The organism is Streptomyces sclerotialus (assembly GCF_040907265.1).
Lineage (GTDB): Bacteria > Actinomycetota > Actinomycetes > Streptomycetales > Streptomycetaceae > Streptomyces > Streptomyces sclerotialus.
In genome coordinates this window covers 4,208,283-4,227,339 of record NZ_JBFOHP010000002.1, presented here as the reverse complement: position 1 = coordinate 4,227,339, position 19,057 = coordinate 4,208,283, and the positions used below count along the sequence as shown (strand labels likewise).

Here is a 19,057-nt window from a genome sequence, read left to right as displayed (position 1 = left end):
AACAGGTTGCAGGAATTGGGAATGGCGGCGGGCGGCCGGGGTGCGGCCGGTGCTGTCCGACGGGGCGGGACGGGAGGTGTCGAGCCTGTGGACAACTGGGGGATCGCTGACGCCGCGTGCGCTGCCTGGGTACGGTTCCGTGGCGGGAAAGCGCCGCACGGGACCGGGGAACGGGGCAGAAATGCAGTCATACGCGGAGGAAACGCGGCCACCGGAGAAGCCACCGGCCGCTGTGCTCTCACTGCCTTCGCGGATCGTGCTGGCGACCGCGGCGGGCGGCATCGCGGTGGCCGCGCTGGTCCACATCGCGATGATGTTCCTACACGTCGCGCCGTCCAACACGCTCACCAAGGCGCACGGTGCCGCGATCGACGACTACGTCTACCCGGAGTACGAGCAGAACTGGAAGCTGTTCGCGCCCAACCCGCTGCAGCAGAACGTCTCCGTACAGGTCCGTGCGGAGGTGCGCCCCGGGGACGGCGGCCGTGCGTGGACGACCGGCTGGACCGACCTGACCGCGCTCGACGGCCGGGCCATTCACCACAACCTTCTCCCCAGCCACACGCAGCAGAACGAGCTGCGCCGCGCCTGGGAGTCCTTCGTCGGCTCGCACGACGAGCAGAACCGCGCCAGAGGCGTCCGCGGTGAGCTCTCCGAGCGCTATCTGCGGCGGATCGCGCTGAACCGCCTCGGTGAGCAGTGGACGGCGCGGGGCGGCACGGTCGACCGGCTGGAGTTCCGGTCGGTGACGACGCCCGTGGGGCCGCCACCGTGGAGCAGCGAGGAGATCAGCGACAAGCCCGTGTACCGGGTCCTGCCCTGGTGGCCGGTCACCGTCGACGACCTGCCCGAGGGGGCGAGCAACAAGTGACCACGCACCCCATGGAGCCCAGGAGTGCCGGCGCGGACGACTACGTCGTACGGGACACCTGGATAGAGCGCGCGATCGGCCGCGGGTTCGCCCGGGTGACGGCCGGTCCGTTCGCCCCGTACCAGACCGCGGTGATCCGTATCGGCTTCGCGGCGACCTGGCTGCTCTTCCTGCTGCGTGAGTGGCCGCACCGCCATGAGCTCTACGGGCCGGACGGTCCCTGGACCTTGGACATGGCCCGCCGGCTGCTCGGGAACAACGGGTCCTTCTCGGTACTGGTCTGGTTCGACGGGCGGGGCTGGTTCGAGCTGGTGTACGGGCTGGCGATGGTGATCAGCGCGCTCCTGCTGGTCGGCTGGCGCACCCGCACCATGTCCGTACTGTTCATGATCGGCGTGCTGTCGCTGCAGAACCGCAGCGTCTTCCTCGGGGACGGCGGCGACAACGTCATCCACCTGATGTCGATGTACCTGGTCCTGACCCGGTGCGGGCAGGTCTGGTCGCTGGACGCCCGGCGCGCGCGGAAGGCGGCCGAGGCCGGTGCCGGCGATGCGCCGGGCCGGGACGTGACCGGCGTGCTCCTGTGGTCCTTCCTCGGACTGGCCCTCGCCCTCGCGCAGCTGCTGGGGCTGTACGGGCTGGAGTGGTCGGCCGACGGGCCGTTCCCGCACGTGGGCTGGGGTCTGGCGCTGTGGGCGCTGTGGCTGGTGCACGGTGTGTGGTGGTGGGTGCGGCGTTACGCGCCGGGGGAGCCCCGTACGGTCCTGAACACCGTCGCCGACCTCGCGCACAACGGTGCGCTGCTGGTCATCGTGGTGGAGGTCTGCCTGATCTACGCCACGGCCGGCTGGTACAAGATCCAGGGCAGCCGCTGGCAGGACGGCACCGCGGTCTTCTACCCGATGCACCTGGACTACTTCTCGCCGTGGCCCGAGCTCTCCTCGGTGCTCGCGGGCAACGGGCTGCTGATCATGCTGATCACCTACGGCACGGTGATCCTGCAGGTCGCCTTCCCCTTCACGCTCTTCAACCGGCGTCTGAAGAATGTCCTGCTGGTGGCGATGATCCTGGAGCACCTGTCCATCGCGGTACTGCTCGGGCTGCCGTTCTTCTCCCTCGCGATGGTGGCGGCCGACTCGGTCTTCCTGCCCACGAACTTCCTGCGCTGGCTGGGTGCGCGGGCGGCAGCGCTCCGCGGCCGGGTGCTCCCGGGTGGCGCCGCGCCGCCGGCGTCCGGGGGTGTGCCGGCGGCGGAGGCCGGGGAGGAGCCGGCCGGCGGGCCAGGGGCTCGTACGCGGGAGTCCGGCGGTGGCCATACGCTCGTGGGGTGAGCAGCGAGAAAACGGCCCCTGGCAGCGGTCGGGACACCTCCGGCAGCGGTCAGGGCACCTCTGAGGGCCAGGACACCTTCGTCGGTGGTCAGGACGGCCCCGGCGGCCAGGATGTCCCCGGTCGTCCGGACGGCCCCGGCCGGCGCACCACCGGACCGGCGACGATCCTGCCCGACGAGTCCGGGAGGTCCGCCGAGCCCGTGCAGTACGACGAGGGCTTCGCGACGGTCGTCGGCGTCGGGCCGCACCCGGAGCCCTGGCCGCAGGACGAGCGGTACGACCCGGAGCTGCTCGCGCACGGTGACCGGCGCAACGTCGTCGACCGCTACCGCTACTGGACCCGCGAGGCGATCGTCGCCGACCTGGACACCCGCCGTCACGACTTCCATGTGGCCGTGGAGAACTGGGGCCACGACTTCAACATCGGCTCGGTCGTACGGACCGCCAACGCCTTCCTGGCGAAGGAGATCCACATCGTCGGCCGGCGACGCTGGAACCGGCGGGGCGCGATGGTGACCGACCGCTACCAGCACGTGCGCCACCACCCCGGCACCGCCGACCTCACCGCCTGGGCGGCCGCCGAGGAGCTGCCGATCATCGGGATCGACAATCTCCCCGGCGCCGTCCCGCTGGAGACCACGGAACTGCCGCGGCGCTGCGTGCTGCTCTTCGGGCAGGAAGGGCCGGGGCTGACCGAGGAGGCCCGGGCGCACGCCTCGATGGTCTGCTCGATCGCGCAGTTCGGCTCGACCCGCTCGATCAACGCGGGGGCGGCCGCCGCCATCGCCATGCACGCCTGGATCGGCCGCCACGCCCGTATCGAAGGTCCCGCCTAGCGCCGGCGGGCCGGCCGGTCAGGCCGGCCGCCGCACCTCCACCGTCCGGAACCGGTTCGCCACGAACGCCCCGTCGCACAGCGCGGCGTTCGCCGCCGGGTTGCCACCGGAGCCGTGGAAGTCGGAGAACGCCGCGGTCTGGTTGACGTACACCCCGCCCGTGAGGTTCAGCGACAGCTGCGCGGGCTCCTCCAGACAGGCCTCCTCGACCAGCCGCTCCACCTCGGGGGAGGTGGTGTACGCGCCGACGGTCATGGCGCCCTTGTCGCGCAGCGTACGGCGCAGCAGCTCCACGGCCTCCGGCGTCGAGTCCACGGCGACGGCGAAGGAGACCGGGCCGAAGCACTCCGTGAGGTAGGCCGGGTCGGCGTCCGGGCTCTCCCACTGCTTCCGCTCGCCGTCCGCCTTGACCAGCACGGGCGTGCGGACCGTGGCGCCGGGGAAGTCGGGGTGCGTCACCTCGCGGGAGGGCAGGGCGACCTCGCCGAGCTCGGGGGCGGCCGTGATGCGCGCGGCGACCTGCGGGTTCACGATCGCGCCGAGCAGGGCGCCGGCACGGACGTCGTCGCCGAGCAGCTTCTGCACGGCGCCCGCCAGGTCGTCGACGACCTCGTCGTACGACTTGTGCCCGGCGTCCGTGGTGATGCCGTCCCGGGGGATGAGGAGGTTCTGCGGGGTGGTGCACATCTGGCCGCTGTAGAGGGACAGCGAGAACGCCAGGTTGCCGAGCATGCCCTTGTAGTCGTCCGTCGAGTCGATGACGACGGTGTTGACGCCGGCCTTCTCCGTGAACACCTGGGCCTGCCGGGCGTTCTCCTCCAGCCAGTCGCCGAAGGCGGTGGAGCCGGTGTAGTCGATGACGCGGACCTCGGGGCGCAGCGCGAGGATCTTGGCCAGGCCCTCGTCGGGGCGGTCCACGGCGAGCGCGACGAGGTTCGGGTCGAACCCGGCCTCGGCGAGCACCTCGCGTGCCGCACGGACCGTGAGGGCGAGCGGCAGGACGGCCCTCGGATGCGGCTTGACCAGCACCGGGTTGCCGGTGGCCAGGGAGGCGAAGAGGCCTGGGTAGCCGTTCCACGTGGGGAAGGTGTTGCAGCCGATGACCAGGGCGACGCCGCGCGGGACGGCCTGGAAGGTCTTGTTCAGCTCCAGCGGGTCGCGCTTGCCCTGCGGCTTGGACCACGGGGCCTCGCCGGGGGTGCGGGTCTGCTCGGCGTAGGCGTACGCCACCGCCTCCAGGCCGCGGTCCTGGGCGTGCGGCCCGCCGGCCTGGAACGCCATCATGAAGGCCTGGCCGCTGGTGTGCATGACCGCGTGCGCGAACTCGTGGGTGCGGGCGTTGATCCGGGCGAGGATCTCCAGGCAGACCGCGGCGCGGGCCTCGGGCCCGGCGTCCCGCCAGGCCGGGATGGCCGCGCGCATGGCGGGCAGCAGGACGTCGGGGTCGGGATGCGGGTAGGTGATGCCCAGCTCGATGCCGTACGGCGAGATCTCCTGGCCGGTCCAGCCGTCGGTGCCGGGCTGGTCCAGCTCGAAGCGGGTGCCGCGGAGTGCCTCGAAGGCGGCCTGGCCCTCGGGCGCGGCATTCTCGCCGTACGCCTTGGGGTGCTCCGGGTGCGGGGACCAGTACGCGCGGCTGCGGATGGTCTCCAGCGCCTTGTCGAGGGTGGGGCGGTGCTTCTCGATCAGCTGCGTGGCGGTCGGGTCGGCGGCCATCGGGGAACCAACTCCTCGTCGATCAGGCTGGGAGCGGACAGGCGACGGGGCTAGAGTAACCGAACGATCGGTCGGGGCAAGGGGGCCCGGAAAGCCTGTGGAAAACTCCGCGGGAGGCCGGTCCGCACGGCGGTCCCCACGGCGGTCCGCGTGCGGCCGGCAGTCCCGCCGCTCCCCCGCCGGCCGCCGTTCCCGTCCCGCTCTCCGGTCCGCTGTGCGGCCCCGTCCCGAAAGCTGCTGTAATCATGACCATGGCCAAGCGCGACACCTACACGCCCGATTCGCTGCTCGCGGTCGCCGTCGAGGTGTTCAACGAGCGCGGGTACGACGGCACGTCCATGGAGCACCTCTCCCGGGCGGCCGGTATCTCCAAGTCCTCCATCTACCACCACGTGCGCAGCAAGGAAGAGCTGCTGCGACGCGCCATAAGCAGGGCGCTGGACGGCCTGTTCGGCGTGCTCCAGGAGCCGGGCGCGACACAGGGGCGGGCGATCGAGCGGCTGGAGTACGTCACCCGGCGCGAGGTCGAGGTGCTGATCGCGGAGCTGCCGTACGTGACGCTGCTGCTGCGGGTCCGGGGCAACACCGACACCGAGCGGTGGGCCATGGAGCGCCGCCGCGACTTCGACAACGAGGTCGCCGAGCTGCTGAAGGAGGCGGCCGCCGAGGGGGACCTGCGGCCGGACGCCGACATCCGGCTGGCGACACGGCTGCTCTTCGGCATGATCAACTCGATCGTCGAGTGGTACCGGCCGGGCCGTGGCGGCTCGGCGAGCAGCGAAGAGGTCGCCGACGCCGTGGTCCGTACGGCCTTCGCGGGCCTGCGCAACGACGCCTGACCCCGAAGTGCGCCCGCCCCCTGGACGTGGGGCGCTCAGCCCTCCGGTTCGAGGTCGGTCTCCTCGAATACCAGCAGCGTGCGGGTGGACAGCACCTCCGGTATCGCCTGGATGCGGGTGAGGACCAGCTCCCGCAGCGCCCGGTTGTCCTTCGTGTGGACCAGCAGCAGGACGTCGAAGTCCCCGCTGACCAGGGCGATGTGGGCGGCGCCCGGCAGCGCCTGGAGCGCCTCGCGGACCGTGCGCCAGGAGTTCTGCACGATCTTCAAGGTGATGTACGCCGACGCGCCCTGACCCGCTCTTTCCTGGTCCACCCGGGCGCTGAAACCGCGGATCACGCCGTCGTCCAGCAGCCGGTTGATCCGGGCGTAGGCGTTGGCCCGGGAGATGTGCACGCGGTCCGCGACGGACCGTATCGACGCCCGGCCGTCGGTCTGCAGCATGCGCAGGATGTCGCGGTCCACGGCGTCCAGGGCGCGGACGGGCTGTCGTCCGGCGGGATTGACCATCTGTTCGTCCGGCATGCCGTCCCGTCTCCCCTTCTTGGACGTACTGACTCCATTCCAGGCTGTGCAGAACCGATTGTCCACAGGGTTCCCCCGCGTGTAGCCAAAATGTGTCGGCAACCGAACAATCGGTAGGGAGGAGTCCGGCCCACCGGCCGTGCCCCTGCATCGCAGTTTTCCCTCCAGCCGCCCGTCCCCACCCCGTACGAGGCGCACAGCGCCACCCCTTCGAACCGAGGAGGTGCCCTCATGACGGTCCTCGAGCAGCCCGGCAGCAGCAGGCACGGCAGCACCGCGACCGGCGACCGCCCTGCCCCGCCGCCCGCCTGGCGCCCCCGCGTCGACCCGGGGCCCCTCCTGCCCGACGAGGAGCCCTACCGCGTACTGGGCACGGAGGCGGCCGGCAAGGTGGATATCGCCCTGCTGAAGCGGCTCTACGAGCAGCTGGTCAGCGGTCGCCGGTACAACACCCAGGCCACCGCCCTCACCCGGCAGGGCCGCCTCGCCGTCTACCCCTCCTCCACCGGCCAGGAGGCCTGTGAGGTGGCGGCGGCGCTCGTCCTGGAGGAGCGCGACTGGCTCTTCCCCAGTTACCGCGACACGCTCGCCGCCGTCGCCCGCGGCCTGGACCCCGTCCAGGCACTCACCCTGCTCCGCGGCGACTGGCACACGGGGTACGACCCGCACGAGCACCGCGTGGCGCCGCTGTGCACCCCGCTCGCCACCCAGCTGCCGCACGCGGTGGGCCTGGCGCACGCCGCCCGCCTCAAGGGCGACGACGTCGTCGCGCTCGCCATGGTGGGCGACGGCGGGACGAGCGAGGGCGACTTCCACGAGGCGCTGAACTTCGCGGCCGTATGGCAGGCCCCCGTCGTCTTCCTGGTCCAGAACAACGGCTTCGCGATCTCCGTGCCGCTCGCCAAGCAGACCGCGGCCCCCTCGCTCGCCCACAAGGCGGTGGGGTACGGCATGCCGGGCCGCCTGGTGGACGGCAACGACGCGCCCGCGCTCCACGAAGTGCTCGGCGAGGCAGTGGCACGGGCCCGGCACGGCGGCGGCCCCACGCTCGTCGAGGCCGTGACGTACCGCATGGAGGCGCACACCAACGCCGACGACGCCACCCGCTACCGCAGCGACGCGGAGGTGGAGGCCTGGCGCGGCCACGACCCGGTAGCCCTGGTGGAGCGCGAGCTGGCCGCGCGCGACCTGCTCACGTCGGCGTACGTGAGCGCCACGAAGGACGCCGCCGAGGAGATGGCCGGCGCGCTGCGCGAGCGGATGAACGCCGACCCGGCGCTGGACCCGATGGATCTCTTCGCCCATGTGTACGCCGCACCGACCGGCCAGCTGCGCGAGCAGTCGGACCTGCTGCGGGCCGAGATCGAAGCGGAAGGGGAGCACTGATGAGCACGGCAGTCGCCGCCGGAGGCACCACCGCGACGGAGCGCAGGCCCGCCACGATGGCGCAGGCCCTGACCAGGGCGCTGCGTGACGCCATGGCCGAGGACCCGGCGGTGCATGTGATGGGGGAGGACGTCGGGCGGCTCGGCGGCGTCTTCCGGATCACCGACGGCCTCGCCGAGGAGTTCGGCGAGGACCGGTGCAGCGACACCCCGCTCGCCGAGGCCGGCATCCTCGGCACGGCCGTCGGCATGGCGATGTACGGCCTGCGGCCCGTCGTGGAGATGCAGTTCGACGCGTTCGCCTACCCCGCGTTCGAGCAGCTCGTCAGCCATGTGGCGCGGATGCGCAACCGCACGCGGGGCGCGCTGCCGATGCCGCTGACGATCCGCATCCCGTACGGCGGCGGGATCGGCGGCGTCGAGCACCACAGCGACTCCTCCGAGGCGTACTACATGGCCACGCCCGGCCTCCAGGTGCTCGCCCCGGCGACCGTCGCCGACGCGTACGGCATGCTCCGGGCCGCGATCGCCTCCGACGACCCGGTGGTCTTCCTGGAGCCCAAGCGGCTGTACTGGTCCAAGGCCGACTGGTCCCCCGAGGACCCGGCGGCCGTCGCGCCCATAGGCCGCGCGGAGGTCCGGCGTACCGGGAGCAGCGCCACGCTGATCACGTACGGCCCTTCGCTGCCGGTGTGCCTGGAGGCGGCCGAGGCGGCGCGCGAGGAGGGCTGGGACCTGGAGGTGCTGGACCTGCGCTCCCTGGTGCCGTTCGACGACGAGACGGTGTGCGCGTCGGTGCGGCGCACGGGGCGCGCCGTCGTCGTCCACGAGTCCACCGGTTTCGGTGGTCCCGGAGGGGAGATCGCCGCCCGGATCACCGAACGCTGTTTCCACCACCTGGAGGCGCCCGTCCTGCGGGTGGCCGGCTTCGACATCCCGTATCCCCCGCCGATGCTGGAGCGGCACCACCTGCCCGGCGTCGACCGGGTCCTGGACGCCGTGGCGCGCCTGCAGTGGGAGTCCGACTGGACCGAGGACGGCACCGGGCGCGGCGCCGGCGGCACCGAGGGGAGTGGTCGTGATGGCCGAGGTGCGTGAGTTCCCGCTGCCCGACCTGGGCGAGGGGCTGACCGAGGCGACGATCGTGCGCTGGCTGGTCGAGGTGGGTGAGGTCGTCGCCGTCGACCAGCCGGTGGTCGAGGTCGAGACGGCCAAGGCGATGGTCGAGGTGCCGTGCCCGTACGGCGGCGTCGTGACCGCCCGGATCGGCGCGGAAGGCGATGAACTGCCCGTCGGCGCACCGCTGGTGACGGTGGCGGTGGGCGCGTCGGAGGGCAGCGGTGGCGGGCCCGCCGCCGATGAGCCGTCGAAGAAGGCCGCGGGGACGGCCGAGGGCTCGGGGAACGTCCTGGTCGGGTACGGGACGAGCGCACCGGCCGGACGCCGGCGGCGGGTACGGCCTGCCGGCACGAGCGCCGGGAAGCCGGCGGGCGCCGGCGCGTCCCTGGGGGCCGCTTCCCCCGAGGCCGCACCCCCGGAGGCCGTCTCCGCGGGGACCGCGTCCACGGAGAGCGCATCCTCGGGGGCCGGGGCCCCGGAGGTCGGTGGTGCCGGTGAGTCGGGGCCCGTGCCGGTGATATCGCCGCTGGTGCGGAGGCTGGCGCGGGAGCACGGCGTGGACCTGCGCACGGTACGGGGGAGCGGCCCTGAGGGGCTGATCCTGCGGTCCGACGTGGAGCGCGCGCTGCGCGTCCCGGAGCAGGCGCCCGTGGCGGGCACCGTCGCCCCGGCGCCCGGGGCGCAGGTCCCGGCGGGAGCCGAGCGGCTGCCGCTGAAGGGGATGCGGGGCGCGGCGGCGGAGAAGTTCAGCCGCAGCCGGCGGGAGATCCCGGACGCGACCTGCTGGGTGGACGCGGACGCGACGGAGCTGCTGGCCGTGCGCCGCGCCATGAACGCGGGCAGTGGCCCCAAGGTCTCGCTGCTCGCGCTGCTGGCCCGGATATGCACGGCGGCCCTCGCCCGCTTCCCCGAGCTGAACTCCACCGTGGACACGGCGACGCAAGAGATCGTCCGGCTGCCGGAGGTGCATCTGGGGTTCGCGGCACAGACCGACCGCGGCCTCGTCGTGCCGGTCGTACGGGACGCGCACGCCCGTACGGCCGAGGGGCTCTCCGCGGAGATGGCCCGGCTCACCGAGACCGCGCGGGCGGGCCGGCTCGCGCCCGCCGAGCTGACGCACGGCACGTTCACCCTGAACAACTACGGCGTCTTCGGGGTCGACGGTTCCACGCCGATCATCAACCACCCCGAGGCCGCGATGCTGGGCGTCGGGCGCATAGCCGCCAAGCCCTGGGTGCACGAGGGGGAGTTGGCCGTACGGGACGTCGTACAGCTCTCGCTCACCTTCGACCACCGGGTGTGCGACGGCGGCACGGCGGGCGGCTTCCTGCGCTTCGTCGCGGACTGCGTGGAACAGCCGGCGATCCTGCTGCGGGGGCTGTGACGGCCCGCTGCGGCCGCTGTGACGGGCGGCCACGCACGAGAACAGGGGTACGGACGGAGTGTTGATCGTCCGGTCCCGGTGATACTCGGAGGGTGACGACCGACTACGACGCCATCGTGCCGGCCGGGGGCGCGGCGCGCCGCCTCGGCGGCGCCGACAAGCCCGCCCTCGCGGTCGGCGGCCGGTCGCTGCTGGACCGGGTGCTCGCCGCCTGCCCCGGCGCGGCGCGCACCGTGGTGGTCGGGCCGGAGCGGCCGACCACGCGCCCCGTGGTGACGACGCGGGAGGACCCGCCCGGCGCGGGACCGGTCGCGGCGCTCGACGCGGGCCTGCGGCGGACCACGGCCGGAACGGTGCTCGTCCTCTCCGCCGATCTGCCCTTCCTCACCGCCGCGACGGTGGACTCCCTGCTCGCGGCGGTGGCGGACGCGGGGCCGCCCAGCGCGCGGCCGGAGGGAGCGGGTCCGCCGGGAGCGGGTCCGCCGGGATCGGGTCCGCGGGGACCGGAACTACCGGAAACTCGTCCGGCGGGAGCGGAGTCGGCAGGGGTGGACGGTGCCCTGCTGGTCGACGGGGACGGCCGTGATCAGCCGCTCGTGGCGGCGTACCGGGCGGCGGCGCTGCGGCGGGCCCTGGAGACGCTGCGGACGGCGCACGGCGGGCTCGCCGGGCTGCCGCTGCGGGCGCTGCTGGCGGAACTGACGGTGCGCCGGGTGCGGGACGACACGGCGACGGCGTCGTACGACTGCGACACCTGGGAGGCCCTCAGCGCGGCGCGCGCCCGGATCAGGGAGCATGGACACGTGTTGGACGAATGGATCACCGCAGTCAAGGCCGAACTGGGCATCGAACTCGATGTCGACACGGCCGTACTCCTCGACCTGGCCCGGGACGCGGCGCACGGCGTGGCCCGGCCGGCCGCGCCGCTGACGACCTTCCTCGTCGGGTACGCCGCCGCCCAGCAGGGCCTGGACGTGGCGGAGGTCAGCAGGCGCGCGGCGGAGCTGGCGAACCGCTGGGCCGCGGAAACGGCGGAATGATGCCAGGTCCGACCGGAGACCCCGGCGAATTCGACGACGCGCTCGCCATCGCCAACGCGGGGCGTGCCCGGACGGGCGACGTGGCACCCCGGACGGCGAGCGCCTCGCCGCAAGCGGGTGCCGGCCCCCGAGCCGACGCGGCACGCCAGGACGCCGAGCCGCGGGGCGCTGAGCCGCGGGGCGCCGCATCCCAGGGCGGCACGTCCCGTACCGGCGAACGCTCCGGTGACGGCGCGTGGTTCGACCCGTGGCACGCGCCCTGGGGCAACAACCGCCGCGAGCCGCAGCCGGAGGCCGCAGCGGTGGCCGACACCCCGGATCCGGCCCGGGAGCCGAGCCCGGACCCGGGCCCGGACCCGGGCCCGAGCCCGGACCGTGGCCCGAGCCCGGACCCGAACGCAGAATCCCTCGGCCTCCCGAATACCCCAGCCCCCGCCCCCGCCCGTACCCCTCACCGCTCCTCCCCCTCCCCCCGCTCCGGCGCCCACGCCCCCTGGCACGTCGCGCGGGCGGCCGCGGCGGGGGCCGTGGACGGGCCGCTGGACGCCGGAGCCGTGGCGCTCGGCCCCGAAGCCCTGGGGCGGGTGCTCGCCGGGGCGCTCACGGCGCTCACGGACCTGCCCTCGTTCGACACCTCGGCGATGGACGGGTGGGCCGTGTCCGGTCCCGGCCCCTGGCGCGTCACCGCGCCCCGTACGGTGGCCTCCGCCGGGTCCGCCGGAATCCTCGCCGGTCAGGGCCCCGCCCGGCCGCTGCCCGACGGACACGCGATCAGGATCGCCACCGGCGCGCGGATACCGCCCGGTGCCTCGGCCGTGCTCCGTTCCGAGCACGGCGAGACCGCGGAACAGCCCGACGGCAGCACCTTGTTGTCGGCGCCCCGCGGCGCGCCGCCCGGCCAGGACATCCGGCCGCGCGGCCAGGAGTGCCGCAACGGGGACCAACTCCTGGCGCCCGGCGCCCCGGTGACCCCGGCCGTTCTCGGGCTGGCTGCGGCGGCGGGCTACGACGAGCTGTGGACGTACCGCCGCCCGGTGGTGGAAATCCTCGTGCTGGGCGACGAGTTGCTGCACAGCGGGCTGCCCCAGGACGGACGCATCCGGGACGCGCTGGGCCCGATGCTCGCGCCCTGGCTGCACGCCATGGGCGCGGAGACCGTCGGGCCGCGCCATCTCGCGGACGACGCGGGCGTGTTGTACGAAGCCGTCGCCGGCTCCACGGCGGACGTGGTGATCACGACCGGCGGTACGGCGGCAGGGCCGGTCGATCACGTCCACCCGACGCTGCGGCGGCTCGGGGCCGAACTGCTCGTGGACGGCGTACAGGTACGCCCCGGCCACCCGATGCTGCTCGCCAGGCTCGGCCCGGCGGAGGGCTCGGCCCGGCGCGGCCGGCGGGCCGGACGCGCCGCCCGTCCCGGGCGTTCCGTCCGCCACCTCGTCGGCCTCCCGGGCAATCCGCTGGCCGCCGTTTCGGGCCTGCTGACACTCGCCGAACCGCTGCTCGGTACGCTCTCCGGCCGTATGCGCGCCGAGCCCCGCCGGGTACGCCTCGCCGACGGCGTGCACGGTCATCCGCACGACACCCGGCTGGTCCCCGTGGCCTGCCGTACCGACGAGAAGGGAGGCGTCGTGGCGCTCCCCCTGCACTTCAACGGCCCCGCCATGCTGCGCGGGATCGCCGCCGCCGACGCGCTGGCCGTGATCCCGCCGGGCGGTGCCGCCGAGGGTGAGCCGGCCGCGCTCCTGGACCTGCCCTGGTCCTCCGCCGGCACGGCACCGGAGACGGGCGCCCACGGAGGCCGCGCGTGAAGCTCCCCACCCACGACGCCGCGGCGCGTGATCTCCCCGAGGACGTCTCGCACCGGGTGCAACTGCCCCGGCGCGCCCCTGAGGCCCCGCTGCGCCAGGTGGTGCGCCGGCTCATGATGGCGCTGATAGTGCTGGTCCTCACGGTCCTGATCGTCTGGGTGGACCGCGACGAGTACCACGACAACGCCGACGACTCGGTCGACTTCCTCGACTGCGTCTACTACGCCACCGTCACGCTCTCCACCACCGGCTACGGCGACATCGTTCCGTACGGAGACACCGCACGGCTGCTGAACATCCTGCTCATCACGCCACTCCGCGTCCTGTTCCTGATCATTCTGGTCGGCACCACCCTGGAGGTCCTCACCGAGCGGACCCGTGAACAGTGGCGGCTGAACCGCTGGAGGACCGCCTTGCGCGACCACACCGTCATCATCGGCTTCGGCACGAAGGGCCGGTCGGCCGTGCAGACGCTGCGCGCCACGGGCGCCAGCCGGGACCGCATCGTCATCGTGGACCCGAGCCCCAAGGTGATCGACTCGGCCGTCGCCGAGGGCTTCGCGGGCGTCCTCGGCGACGCGACGCGCAGCGACGTACTGCTGCGCGCAGAGGTGCAGCGTGCCCGCCAGATCATCATCGCGACGCAGCGCGACGACACCGCCGTCCTCGTGTCGCTGACCGCCCGTCAGCTCAACAAGAAGGCGACGATCGTGGCGGCCGTGCGGGAGGAGGAGAACGCGCCGCTGCTGCGGCAGTCCGGTGCTGACTCGGTGATCACCTCCGCGAGCGCCGCGGGCCGGCTGCTGGGGCTGTCGGTGCACAGCCCGAGCGCGAGCACGGTCATGGAGGACCTGATCCAGCAGGGCAGCGGCCTGGACATCGTCGAGCGCCCGGTGGTGAAGTCGGAGGTCGGCAAGTCGGTACGGGACACCGGTGACCTGGTCGTCTCCGTACTGCGCGGCCACCGGCTGCTGGCGTACGACGACCCGGCGGCGAGCCCGCTGCAGCACGCCGACCGGCTGATCACCATCGTCCGGGCGGTGGCCGGCGACGAGCGGGCCGAGCTGGGCCGCCCGGCCGGGCAGGGGCTGCCGGGCAGCGGTGTGCAGCCGATGCGCCGGGCGGACGAGAAGGACCGGGTGATCCGCCGCGCGGACGAACAGGACCTCGGCGACTGACCCGTACCGGGCCTCCGGCACGTGGCTCACGGCGCCGGGCCTCCGGTACTAGCTCACGCGCCGGTCCTCCGGTACGTGGCTCACGTGTCGGCCTCCGATACCGGGGCTCACGCGCCGGGCCTCCGGTACGTGGCTCACGCGCCGGCCTCCGATACCGGGGCTCACGCGCCGGGCCTCCGGTACGTAGGTCACGCGCCGGTCCTCCGGTACGTGGCTCACGCGCCGGCCTCCGATACGGGGCTCACGCGCCGCCGTACCGGAGTGCCCTCGGACGGGACCGGGCGGGGCGAGTAGCCTCGCGGCCATGCGAGCGATCACCATTCCCGAACCCGGCGGACCCGAGGCCCTGGTGTGGGCCGAGGTGCCCGCGCCGCAACTGTCCGAGGGCGAGGTGCTGGTCAAGGTCGAGGCCAGTGCCGTCAACCGCGCCGATGTCATGCAGCGACAGGGCTTCTACGACCCGCCGCCCGGCGCCTCCGCCTACCCCGGCCTGGAGTGCGCCGGGACGATCACCGAGGTCGGCCCGGGCGTGAGCGGCTGGGCGGTCGGCGACGAGGTCTGCGCACTGCTGGCGGGCGGCGGCTACGCCGAACAGGTGGCGGTGCCGGCCGGCCAGCTGCTGCCGCTGCCGAAGGGCCTCGACGTCACGCAGGCCGCCGCGCTCCCCGAGGTGACCTGCACCGTCTGGTCGAACGTCTTCATGGTGGCCCACCTGCGGCCCGGCGAGACGCTGCTGATCCACGGCGGCTCCAGCGGCATCGGCACCATGGCGATCCAGCTGGCCAAGGCGGTCGGCGCGAAGGTGGCCGTGACCGCGGGCAGCGCCGACAAGCTGGAGAGCTGCCGCGAGCTGGGCGCCGACGTGCTCATCAACTACCGCGAGCAGGACTTCGTCGAGGAGATCCGCAAGGCCACCGACGGCCGGGGCGCGGACGTCATTCTCGACATCATCGGCGCGAAGTACCTGGACCAGAACGTGCGGGCGCTGGCCACCAACGGGCGGCTGGCCATCATCGGTCTGCAGGGCGGCCGGAAGGGCGAGCTGAACCTGGGCGCGCTGCTGGCCAAGCGGGGCGCGGTCACCGCGACGTCGCTGCGCGGCCGGCCGGTCGAGGAGAAGGCCGCGATCGTGGCCGCCGTACGGGAGCACGTCTGGCCGCTGATCGAGAACGGCCAGGTGCGGCCGATCGTGGATCGTACGCTGCCGATGGCGGAGGCCGCCGAGGCGCACCGCGTCCTGGAGGAGAGCAGCCACATCGGCAAGGTCGTCCTGACGGTCGGCTGAGCCGGGCGGTCACCCGTACGGCCGTACGCCACCCGTACGGCCGTCCGTGCCGCCGTCCGTGCCGCGTGGTGTCACCGGCCCGCCGTCCGTACGGCGGTCCCCGCCGCGTGGTGTCACCGGCGCCGCAGCCGCAGCCCGATGAACGCCAGTCCCAGCCCCGTGAGCGCGAGCCCCGCGCCGAAGGGGAGGACGCGTGCGACGCGGGCGGCCCGTTCGGTGGCGTAGGGCGAGCGGAGGGCGCCGGCGGTCCCGCGGCCCGTCCGGGAGGGGCCGATGGACGGGTAGCCCTCGGGCGGGTTCAGCGTCTGCCAGTTGTGGGTGCCCTGGCCGTGCGGCGACAGCGGCCCGTACGGGCGGCCGGGCCGGTCGCCGGCCGGGCGGTCGGACGTGCCGGGGCTCTCCAGGGCCGCGCCCGACCCGAGGGAGCCGGAGTCCTGGGGCGTACCGGGCCCGCTCGTCCCGGTGGTGCGGGACGGGGTGCCGGTGCCGGTCCGGGCCGGGGTGCCCGGGCGGCTGGCCGGCCCGTCGGAGCCGGAGGCCGAGTCGCTGGGCGTGGGCCGGCCGGGCGTCGCGGTGGCGGAGTCGCTCGTCCCCGCCGTCGGGCTCGGGCCGGAGGCGGTCGAGAACGGCGAGGGGCTCCGGCCCGGTCCCGACGGGGCTGCTGACGAACCGGAGGGGCCCGAGGCGCCGGGGCCCTGCGGCCGGCCGGGGGAGTCGCCCGCCGTGCCCTCGGCGGGCGGGGCCTCAGGGACGGCCGGGACCGGGCCCCGGCCGGGGGACGTGCCGTCGGTGGACCGGCCGTCCACGGGGCGCCCGCCGGCGGGCGGCTGCGGCGGATCCGCCACTCGGGTGGTCACCCGTCCGGGTGGCCCTCCGGCGGCAGCGGCGGCCGCGGGAGCGGCGGGGAGCAGCGTGGTGGCCGTCAGCAGTCCGGCGGCGATGAGCGAGCGAAGTCCTGCAACCACGCCGTGTCCTCCCGTGCCGAGCCCTCGAGTGACGTCATCAGGGTCACATGAGCCAACAATTGCGGCATCCCGGGAAAAAGCGAAAGAACCTCTAAAAGGTGGGCGAACTCCCGTGATATGCGTGCATGTGCGCCCAAGTACCGAGACCGTGCCGCCGGACGAGGGTGGATCACCAGTTCCACGGGGCACAACCGTTCCTAAGTGCATGTACGAGAGAATGGCGGCATGGATATGCCGATGAACGAACGGTCGCAGGAGAGCCCGCACGTCCTGGTTGTCGGCCCGGACGGCATGGCTCTCGGCAGCGCAGGCGGCTCCGGTGGCGGAGACGGTGACGACGAGCCACGCGAGGTTCCGGTGACGGAGATGGTCGAACAGCCCGCGAAGGTCATGCGCATCGGCAGCATGATCAAGCAGCTGCTGGAAGAGGTGAAGGCCGCCCCGCTGGACGAGGCGAGCCGGGTCCGTCTCAAGGAGATCCACGCCGGCTCGGTGAAGGAGCTGGAGGACGGGCTGGCCCCGGAGCTCGTGGAGGAGCTGGAGCGCCTCTCGCTCCCCTTCACCGACGACTCCGTGCCCACCGAGGCGGAACTGCGCATCGCGCAGGCCCAGTTGGTGGGCTGGCTGGAAGGCCTGTTCCACGGCATCCAGACCGCGCTGTTCGCCCAGCAGATGGCCGCCCGCGCCCAGTTGGAGCAGATGCGCCGCGCCCTGCCTCCCGGCGCGGTGCCCGCCGACGAGGAGGACCAGCCCCACCCCGGCCGCGGCAGCGCCCGCTCCGGCCCGTACCTCTGATGTCACCTGCACCGAGGGGCCCTGCGCGCGGTGTGCGCGAAGGGCCCCTCGGTGCAGGTGCGTCGGGCACCGGCGTCAGCCGGCCTTGCCCGTCGAGACCACCAGCTGGATCTTCTGGTCACCCTTGGGGTCGTAGTTGTCGTTCTCGCCCGGCGTCTGCCGGATGACGGCGTTCTTCCCCCACATGGGTTCGCTGTTCTCGTAGGTGATGTCCCACTGCCAGCCGGCCTTCTGCATGCAGGTCTTCACCGAGCTGAGGTTCTTGCTGTAGAAGTTCGGCATCATGACCTTCGACTTGTCGTCGAAGCTCTGGATCGCTTCCGTGCATTCCTTCGGATCGATCGTGCGGTCCTTCTGCTCCGGCTGGACCTTGTCGGCGGCGTCCTCGGTGGCGGAGGCGGTGGGCTGGGGGGCGCTGGTGCCGCCGGCCTGGGGGCCGGGCCGGTCCGGGTCGCCGCCGCTGAAGGCGATGACCATGACGACCGCGACGACGGCGATCAGGGCGACCACGGCGGAGCCGATGATCACCGGCTTGTTGCTCCTGCCGCCGCCGGGCTGCCCGCCGCCCTGGGGGGCGATGGTGTACGGCGGCGGGGTCTGCACCCCGTTGTTGTACGGGCCGGGGGCCGGGGTCGGGTAACCGTGGCCGGCCGGCGGCGGGGTCGACGGGCCGAAGCCGCCGAACTGGGCGTTCGCGGGCGGCGGCGTGTACGGGTTCTGCACGTTGGGCGCGCCCGTGGCGGGCGTACCGGTCGCCGAGGGGAAGACCGCGGAGGCCACCGAAGCGCCGCTGGTACGCGGGCCCTGGCCGCCGATGATCACCGGCGAGGCGCCGGACTGCCCGGACTGGGCGATGCGCAGGCACTCGTCCTGCATCGCCTGCGCGGTGGGGAAGCGCTCGTTGGGGTTCTTCTTCAGCGCGCGGGCCACCAGCGCGTCCACCGCGGGCGGCACCGAGCGGTTGATGCTGGAGGGGACCGGCGGCTCCTCCTGCACGTGCGCGTACGCGATGGCCAGCGGAGAGTCCGCGTCGAAGGGCAGCTGCCCGGTCAGCAGCTCGAAGAGCATGATGCCGACGGAGTACAGGTCGGAGCGGGCGTCCACGCCGCGGCCCAGGGCCTGTTCGGGCGAGAGGTACTGCGGGGTGCCGACGACCATGCCGGTCTGCGTCATGGAGGTCACGCCGGACTGCATGGCGCGGGCGATGCCGAAGTCCATGACCTTCACGACGTTGCGCTTGGTCATCATGACGTTGCCGGGCTTGATGTCCCGGTGGACCAGGCCCATCTCGTGGCTGGTCTCCAGGGCCGCCAGCACGTCGGCGGTGACCTTGAGCGCCTTCTCGGTCGGCATGGCGCCGAACTGGGCGATGTCGGCGTCCAGGACCGAGCGCAGCGGCTGCCCGGCGACGTACTCCATGACGATGTACGGCACCATGCCGCCGTCGAGCTCGTCCTCGCCGGAGTCGAAGACCGAGACGATGTTGGTGTGCGAGAGCTTCGCGACGGCCTGTGCCTCGCGGCGGAAGCGCTCGCGGAAGGCCTGCTCGCGGCCGAGCTCGGTGTGCAGCGTCTTGATCGCGACCTCGCGGTCCAGCACGCTGTCGTACGCGAGGTGGACGGAGGCCATGCCGCCGGCGCCGAGAAGATCACGGAGCTGGTAGCGTCCCCGCCCCACCGAACGGCCCGCGCCACGGCCCTGTGCGCCGTCCTGGCTCATGTTTTCCGTTTCCCCCTCGGCGCACTGCCCGCACTGCCCGTACGCGGCACTGGTCGGGCTGTTCTGTTGCTGGCCGGGGCCGGTATGCGACCGGGCGGCCAGGTTCTGGATATCCGCAGCCAAGTGTGCCTGAGGCCTCCGGCCAGTCAAGCCGCGTGCCCGTTCCGTGACCAGATGGGCAACATCCCCGCACGGCCGCGGCGCGTGACAGGAGCCTGTCAGTAATGGGCTCGTCGGTTGTCGCGAGCGTGTCAGAACC

At 73.4% G+C, this 19,057-nt stretch carries 16 protein-coding genes; 12 read left to right on the top strand and 4 right to left on the bottom strand.

Annotation, left to right across the window (positions count from 1 at the left end):
- Nucleotides 1-181 precede the first annotated feature (181 nt).
- The 3 genes from AAC944_RS18785 to AAC944_RS18775 all read left to right on the top strand — a co-directional run bounded on the left by AAC944_RS18785 (nt 182) and on the right by AAC944_RS18775 (nt 3,038).
- Nucleotides 182-871, top strand: a complete 690-nt coding sequence (locus AAC944_RS18785) for a DUF5819 family protein (RefSeq protein ID WP_030621620.1) — start codon at nt 182-184, stop codon at nt 869-871.
- Between the two features lie 11 nt (nt 872-882).
- A complete protein-coding gene (locus AAC944_RS18780; protein ID WP_051872218.1) occupies nt 883-2,202 on the top strand; it encodes an HTTM domain-containing protein in 1,320 nt (439 codons plus the stop codon).
- A 167-nt stretch (nt 2,203-2,369) separates the two neighbouring features.
- Nucleotides 2,370-3,038: a TrmH family RNA methyltransferase gene (locus tag AAC944_RS18775; RefSeq protein WP_030621617.1), complete on the top strand. Its 669-nt coding sequence runs from the start codon at nt 2,370-2,372 to the stop codon at nt 3,036-3,038.
- Between the two features lie 18 nt (nt 3,039-3,056).
- Here the strand turns inward: AAC944_RS18775 and paaN are convergent, their stop codons facing one another.
- Nucleotides 3,057-4,754, bottom strand: a complete 1,698-nt coding sequence (gene paaN / locus AAC944_RS18770; protein ID WP_030621616.1) for a phenylacetic acid degradation protein PaaN — start codon at nt 4,752-4,754, stop codon at nt 3,057-3,059.
- Between the two features lie 245 nt (nt 4,755-4,999).
- Here paaN and AAC944_RS18765 point away from each other — a divergent pair, with 245 nt between their 5' ends.
- Nucleotides 5,000-5,593: a TetR/AcrR family transcriptional regulator gene (locus AAC944_RS18765; protein WP_030621615.1), complete on the top strand. Its 594-nt coding sequence runs from the start codon at nt 5,000-5,002 to the stop codon at nt 5,591-5,593.
- 35 nt (nt 5,594-5,628) lie between these two features.
- Here AAC944_RS18765 and AAC944_RS18760 read toward each other — a convergent pair whose 3' ends face one another.
- Complete coding sequence (locus AAC944_RS18760) at nt 5,629-6,117, bottom strand: Lrp/AsnC family transcriptional regulator (protein ID WP_030621613.1); 489 nt, start codon at nt 6,115-6,117, stop codon at nt 5,629-5,631.
- Between the two features lie 231 nt (nt 6,118-6,348).
- Between AAC944_RS18760 and pdhA the strand changes: the two genes are divergently transcribed.
- From pdhA to AAC944_RS18725, 7 genes are all read left to right on the top strand, one after another.
- Nucleotides 6,349-7,503: a pyruvate dehydrogenase (acetyl-transferring) E1 component subunit alpha gene (gene pdhA, locus AAC944_RS18755; protein WP_030621611.1), complete on the top strand. Its 1,155-nt coding sequence runs from the start codon at nt 6,349-6,351 to the stop codon at nt 7,501-7,503.
- Complete coding sequence (locus AAC944_RS18750; protein ID WP_030621610.1) at nt 7,503-8,600, top strand: alpha-ketoacid dehydrogenase subunit beta; 1,098 nt, start codon at nt 7,503-7,505, stop codon at nt 8,598-8,600. The genes pdhA and AAC944_RS18750 overlap by 1 nt, the downstream gene beginning before the upstream one ends.
- Nucleotides 8,584-10,005 carry a dihydrolipoamide acetyltransferase family protein gene (locus AAC944_RS18745; protein ID WP_030621607.1) on the top strand — a complete coding sequence of 474 codons (1,422 nt, stop codon included), beginning with the start codon at nt 8,584-8,586 and terminating at the stop codon, nt 10,003-10,005. Before AAC944_RS18750 ends, AAC944_RS18745 begins: the two co-directional genes overlap by 17 nt.
- A gap of 92 nt (nt 10,006-10,097) precedes the next feature.
- Complete coding sequence (locus tag AAC944_RS18740) at nt 10,098-11,045, top strand: DUF6457 domain-containing protein (RefSeq protein WP_030621606.1); 948 nt, start codon at nt 10,098-10,100, stop codon at nt 11,043-11,045.
- On the top strand, nt 11,045-12,856 hold the full coding sequence (locus tag AAC944_RS18735; RefSeq protein ID WP_078888852.1) for a molybdopterin-binding protein: 1,812 nt from the start codon (nt 11,045-11,047) through the stop codon (nt 12,854-12,856). The genes AAC944_RS18740 and AAC944_RS18735 overlap by 1 nt, the downstream gene beginning before the upstream one ends.
- The gene (locus AAC944_RS18730; protein ID WP_051872209.1) at nt 12,853-14,034 is read left to right on the top strand and encodes a potassium channel family protein; all 1,182 of its coding nucleotides are present in this window, start codon (nt 12,853-12,855) and stop codon (nt 14,032-14,034) included. Before AAC944_RS18735 ends, AAC944_RS18730 begins: the two co-directional genes overlap by 4 nt.
- A 304-nt stretch (nt 14,035-14,338) precedes the next feature.
- The gene (locus tag AAC944_RS18725; protein ID WP_030621601.1) at nt 14,339-15,319 is read left to right on the top strand and encodes an NAD(P)H-quinone oxidoreductase; all 981 of its coding nucleotides are present in this window, start codon (nt 14,339-14,341) and stop codon (nt 15,317-15,319) included.
- A 113-nt stretch (nt 15,320-15,432) separates the two neighbouring features.
- Here the strand turns inward: AAC944_RS18725 and AAC944_RS18720 are convergent, their stop codons facing one another.
- Entirely contained in the window at nt 15,433-16,284 is an 852-nt protein-coding gene (locus tag AAC944_RS18720) for a hypothetical protein (protein WP_196943223.1), read from the bottom strand.
- 225 nt (nt 16,285-16,509) lie between these two features.
- On the opposite strand from AAC944_RS18720, the gene AAC944_RS18715 reads away from it, so the two are divergent.
- A complete protein-coding gene (locus tag AAC944_RS18715) occupies nt 16,510-17,079 on the top strand; it encodes a bacterial proteasome activator family protein (RefSeq protein ID WP_030621596.1) in 570 nt (189 codons plus the stop codon).
- 75 nt (nt 17,080-17,154) lie between these two features.
- Here AAC944_RS18715 and AAC944_RS18710 read toward each other — a convergent pair whose 3' ends face one another.
- Entirely contained in the window at nt 17,155-18,798 is a 1,644-nt protein-coding gene (locus tag AAC944_RS18710; RefSeq protein ID WP_030621593.1) for a protein kinase domain-containing protein, read from the bottom strand.
- Nucleotides 18,799-19,057: the final 259 nt, after the last annotated feature.

Bases quoted from the DNA above. Each gene is read 5' to 3' on its own strand.
- AAC944_RS18750 (WP_030621610.1), top strand. From the start codon at position 7,503: ATGAGCACGGCAGTCGCCGCCGGAGGCACCACCGCGACGGAGCGCAGG.
- paaN (WP_030621616.1), bottom strand. From the start codon at position 4,754: ATGGCCGCCGACCCGACCGCCACGCAGCTGATCGAGAAGCACCGCCCC.
- AAC944_RS18745 (WP_030621607.1), top strand. From the start codon at position 8,584: ATGGCCGAGGTGCGTGAGTTCCCGCTGCCCGACCTGGGCGAGGGGCTG.
- AAC944_RS18715 (WP_030621596.1), top strand. From the start codon at position 16,510: ATGGATATGCCGATGAACGAACGGTCGCAGGAGAGCCCGCACGTCCTG.
- AAC944_RS18765 (WP_030621615.1), top strand. From the start codon at position 5,000: ATGACCATGGCCAAGCGCGACACCTACACGCCCGATTCGCTGCTCGCG.
- AAC944_RS18780 (WP_051872218.1), top strand. From the start codon at position 883: ATGGAGCCCAGGAGTGCCGGCGCGGACGACTACGTCGTACGGGACACC.
- AAC944_RS18785 (WP_030621620.1), top strand. From the start codon at position 182: ATGCAGTCATACGCGGAGGAAACGCGGCCACCGGAGAAGCCACCGGCC.
- AAC944_RS18725 (WP_030621601.1), top strand. From the start codon at position 14,339: ATGCGAGCGATCACCATTCCCGAACCCGGCGGACCCGAGGCCCTGGTG.
- AAC944_RS18760 (WP_030621613.1), bottom strand. From the start codon at position 6,117: ATGCCGGACGAACAGATGGTCAATCCCGCCGGACGACAGCCCGTCCGC.
- AAC944_RS18710 (WP_030621593.1), bottom strand. From the start codon at position 18,798: ATGAGCCAGGACGGCGCACAGGGCCGTGGCGCGGGCCGTTCGGTGGGG.
- AAC944_RS18735 (WP_078888852.1), top strand. From the start codon at position 11,045: ATGCCAGGTCCGACCGGAGACCCCGGCGAATTCGACGACGCGCTCGCC.
- pdhA (WP_030621611.1), top strand. From the start codon at position 6,349: ATGACGGTCCTCGAGCAGCCCGGCAGCAGCAGGCACGGCAGCACCGCG.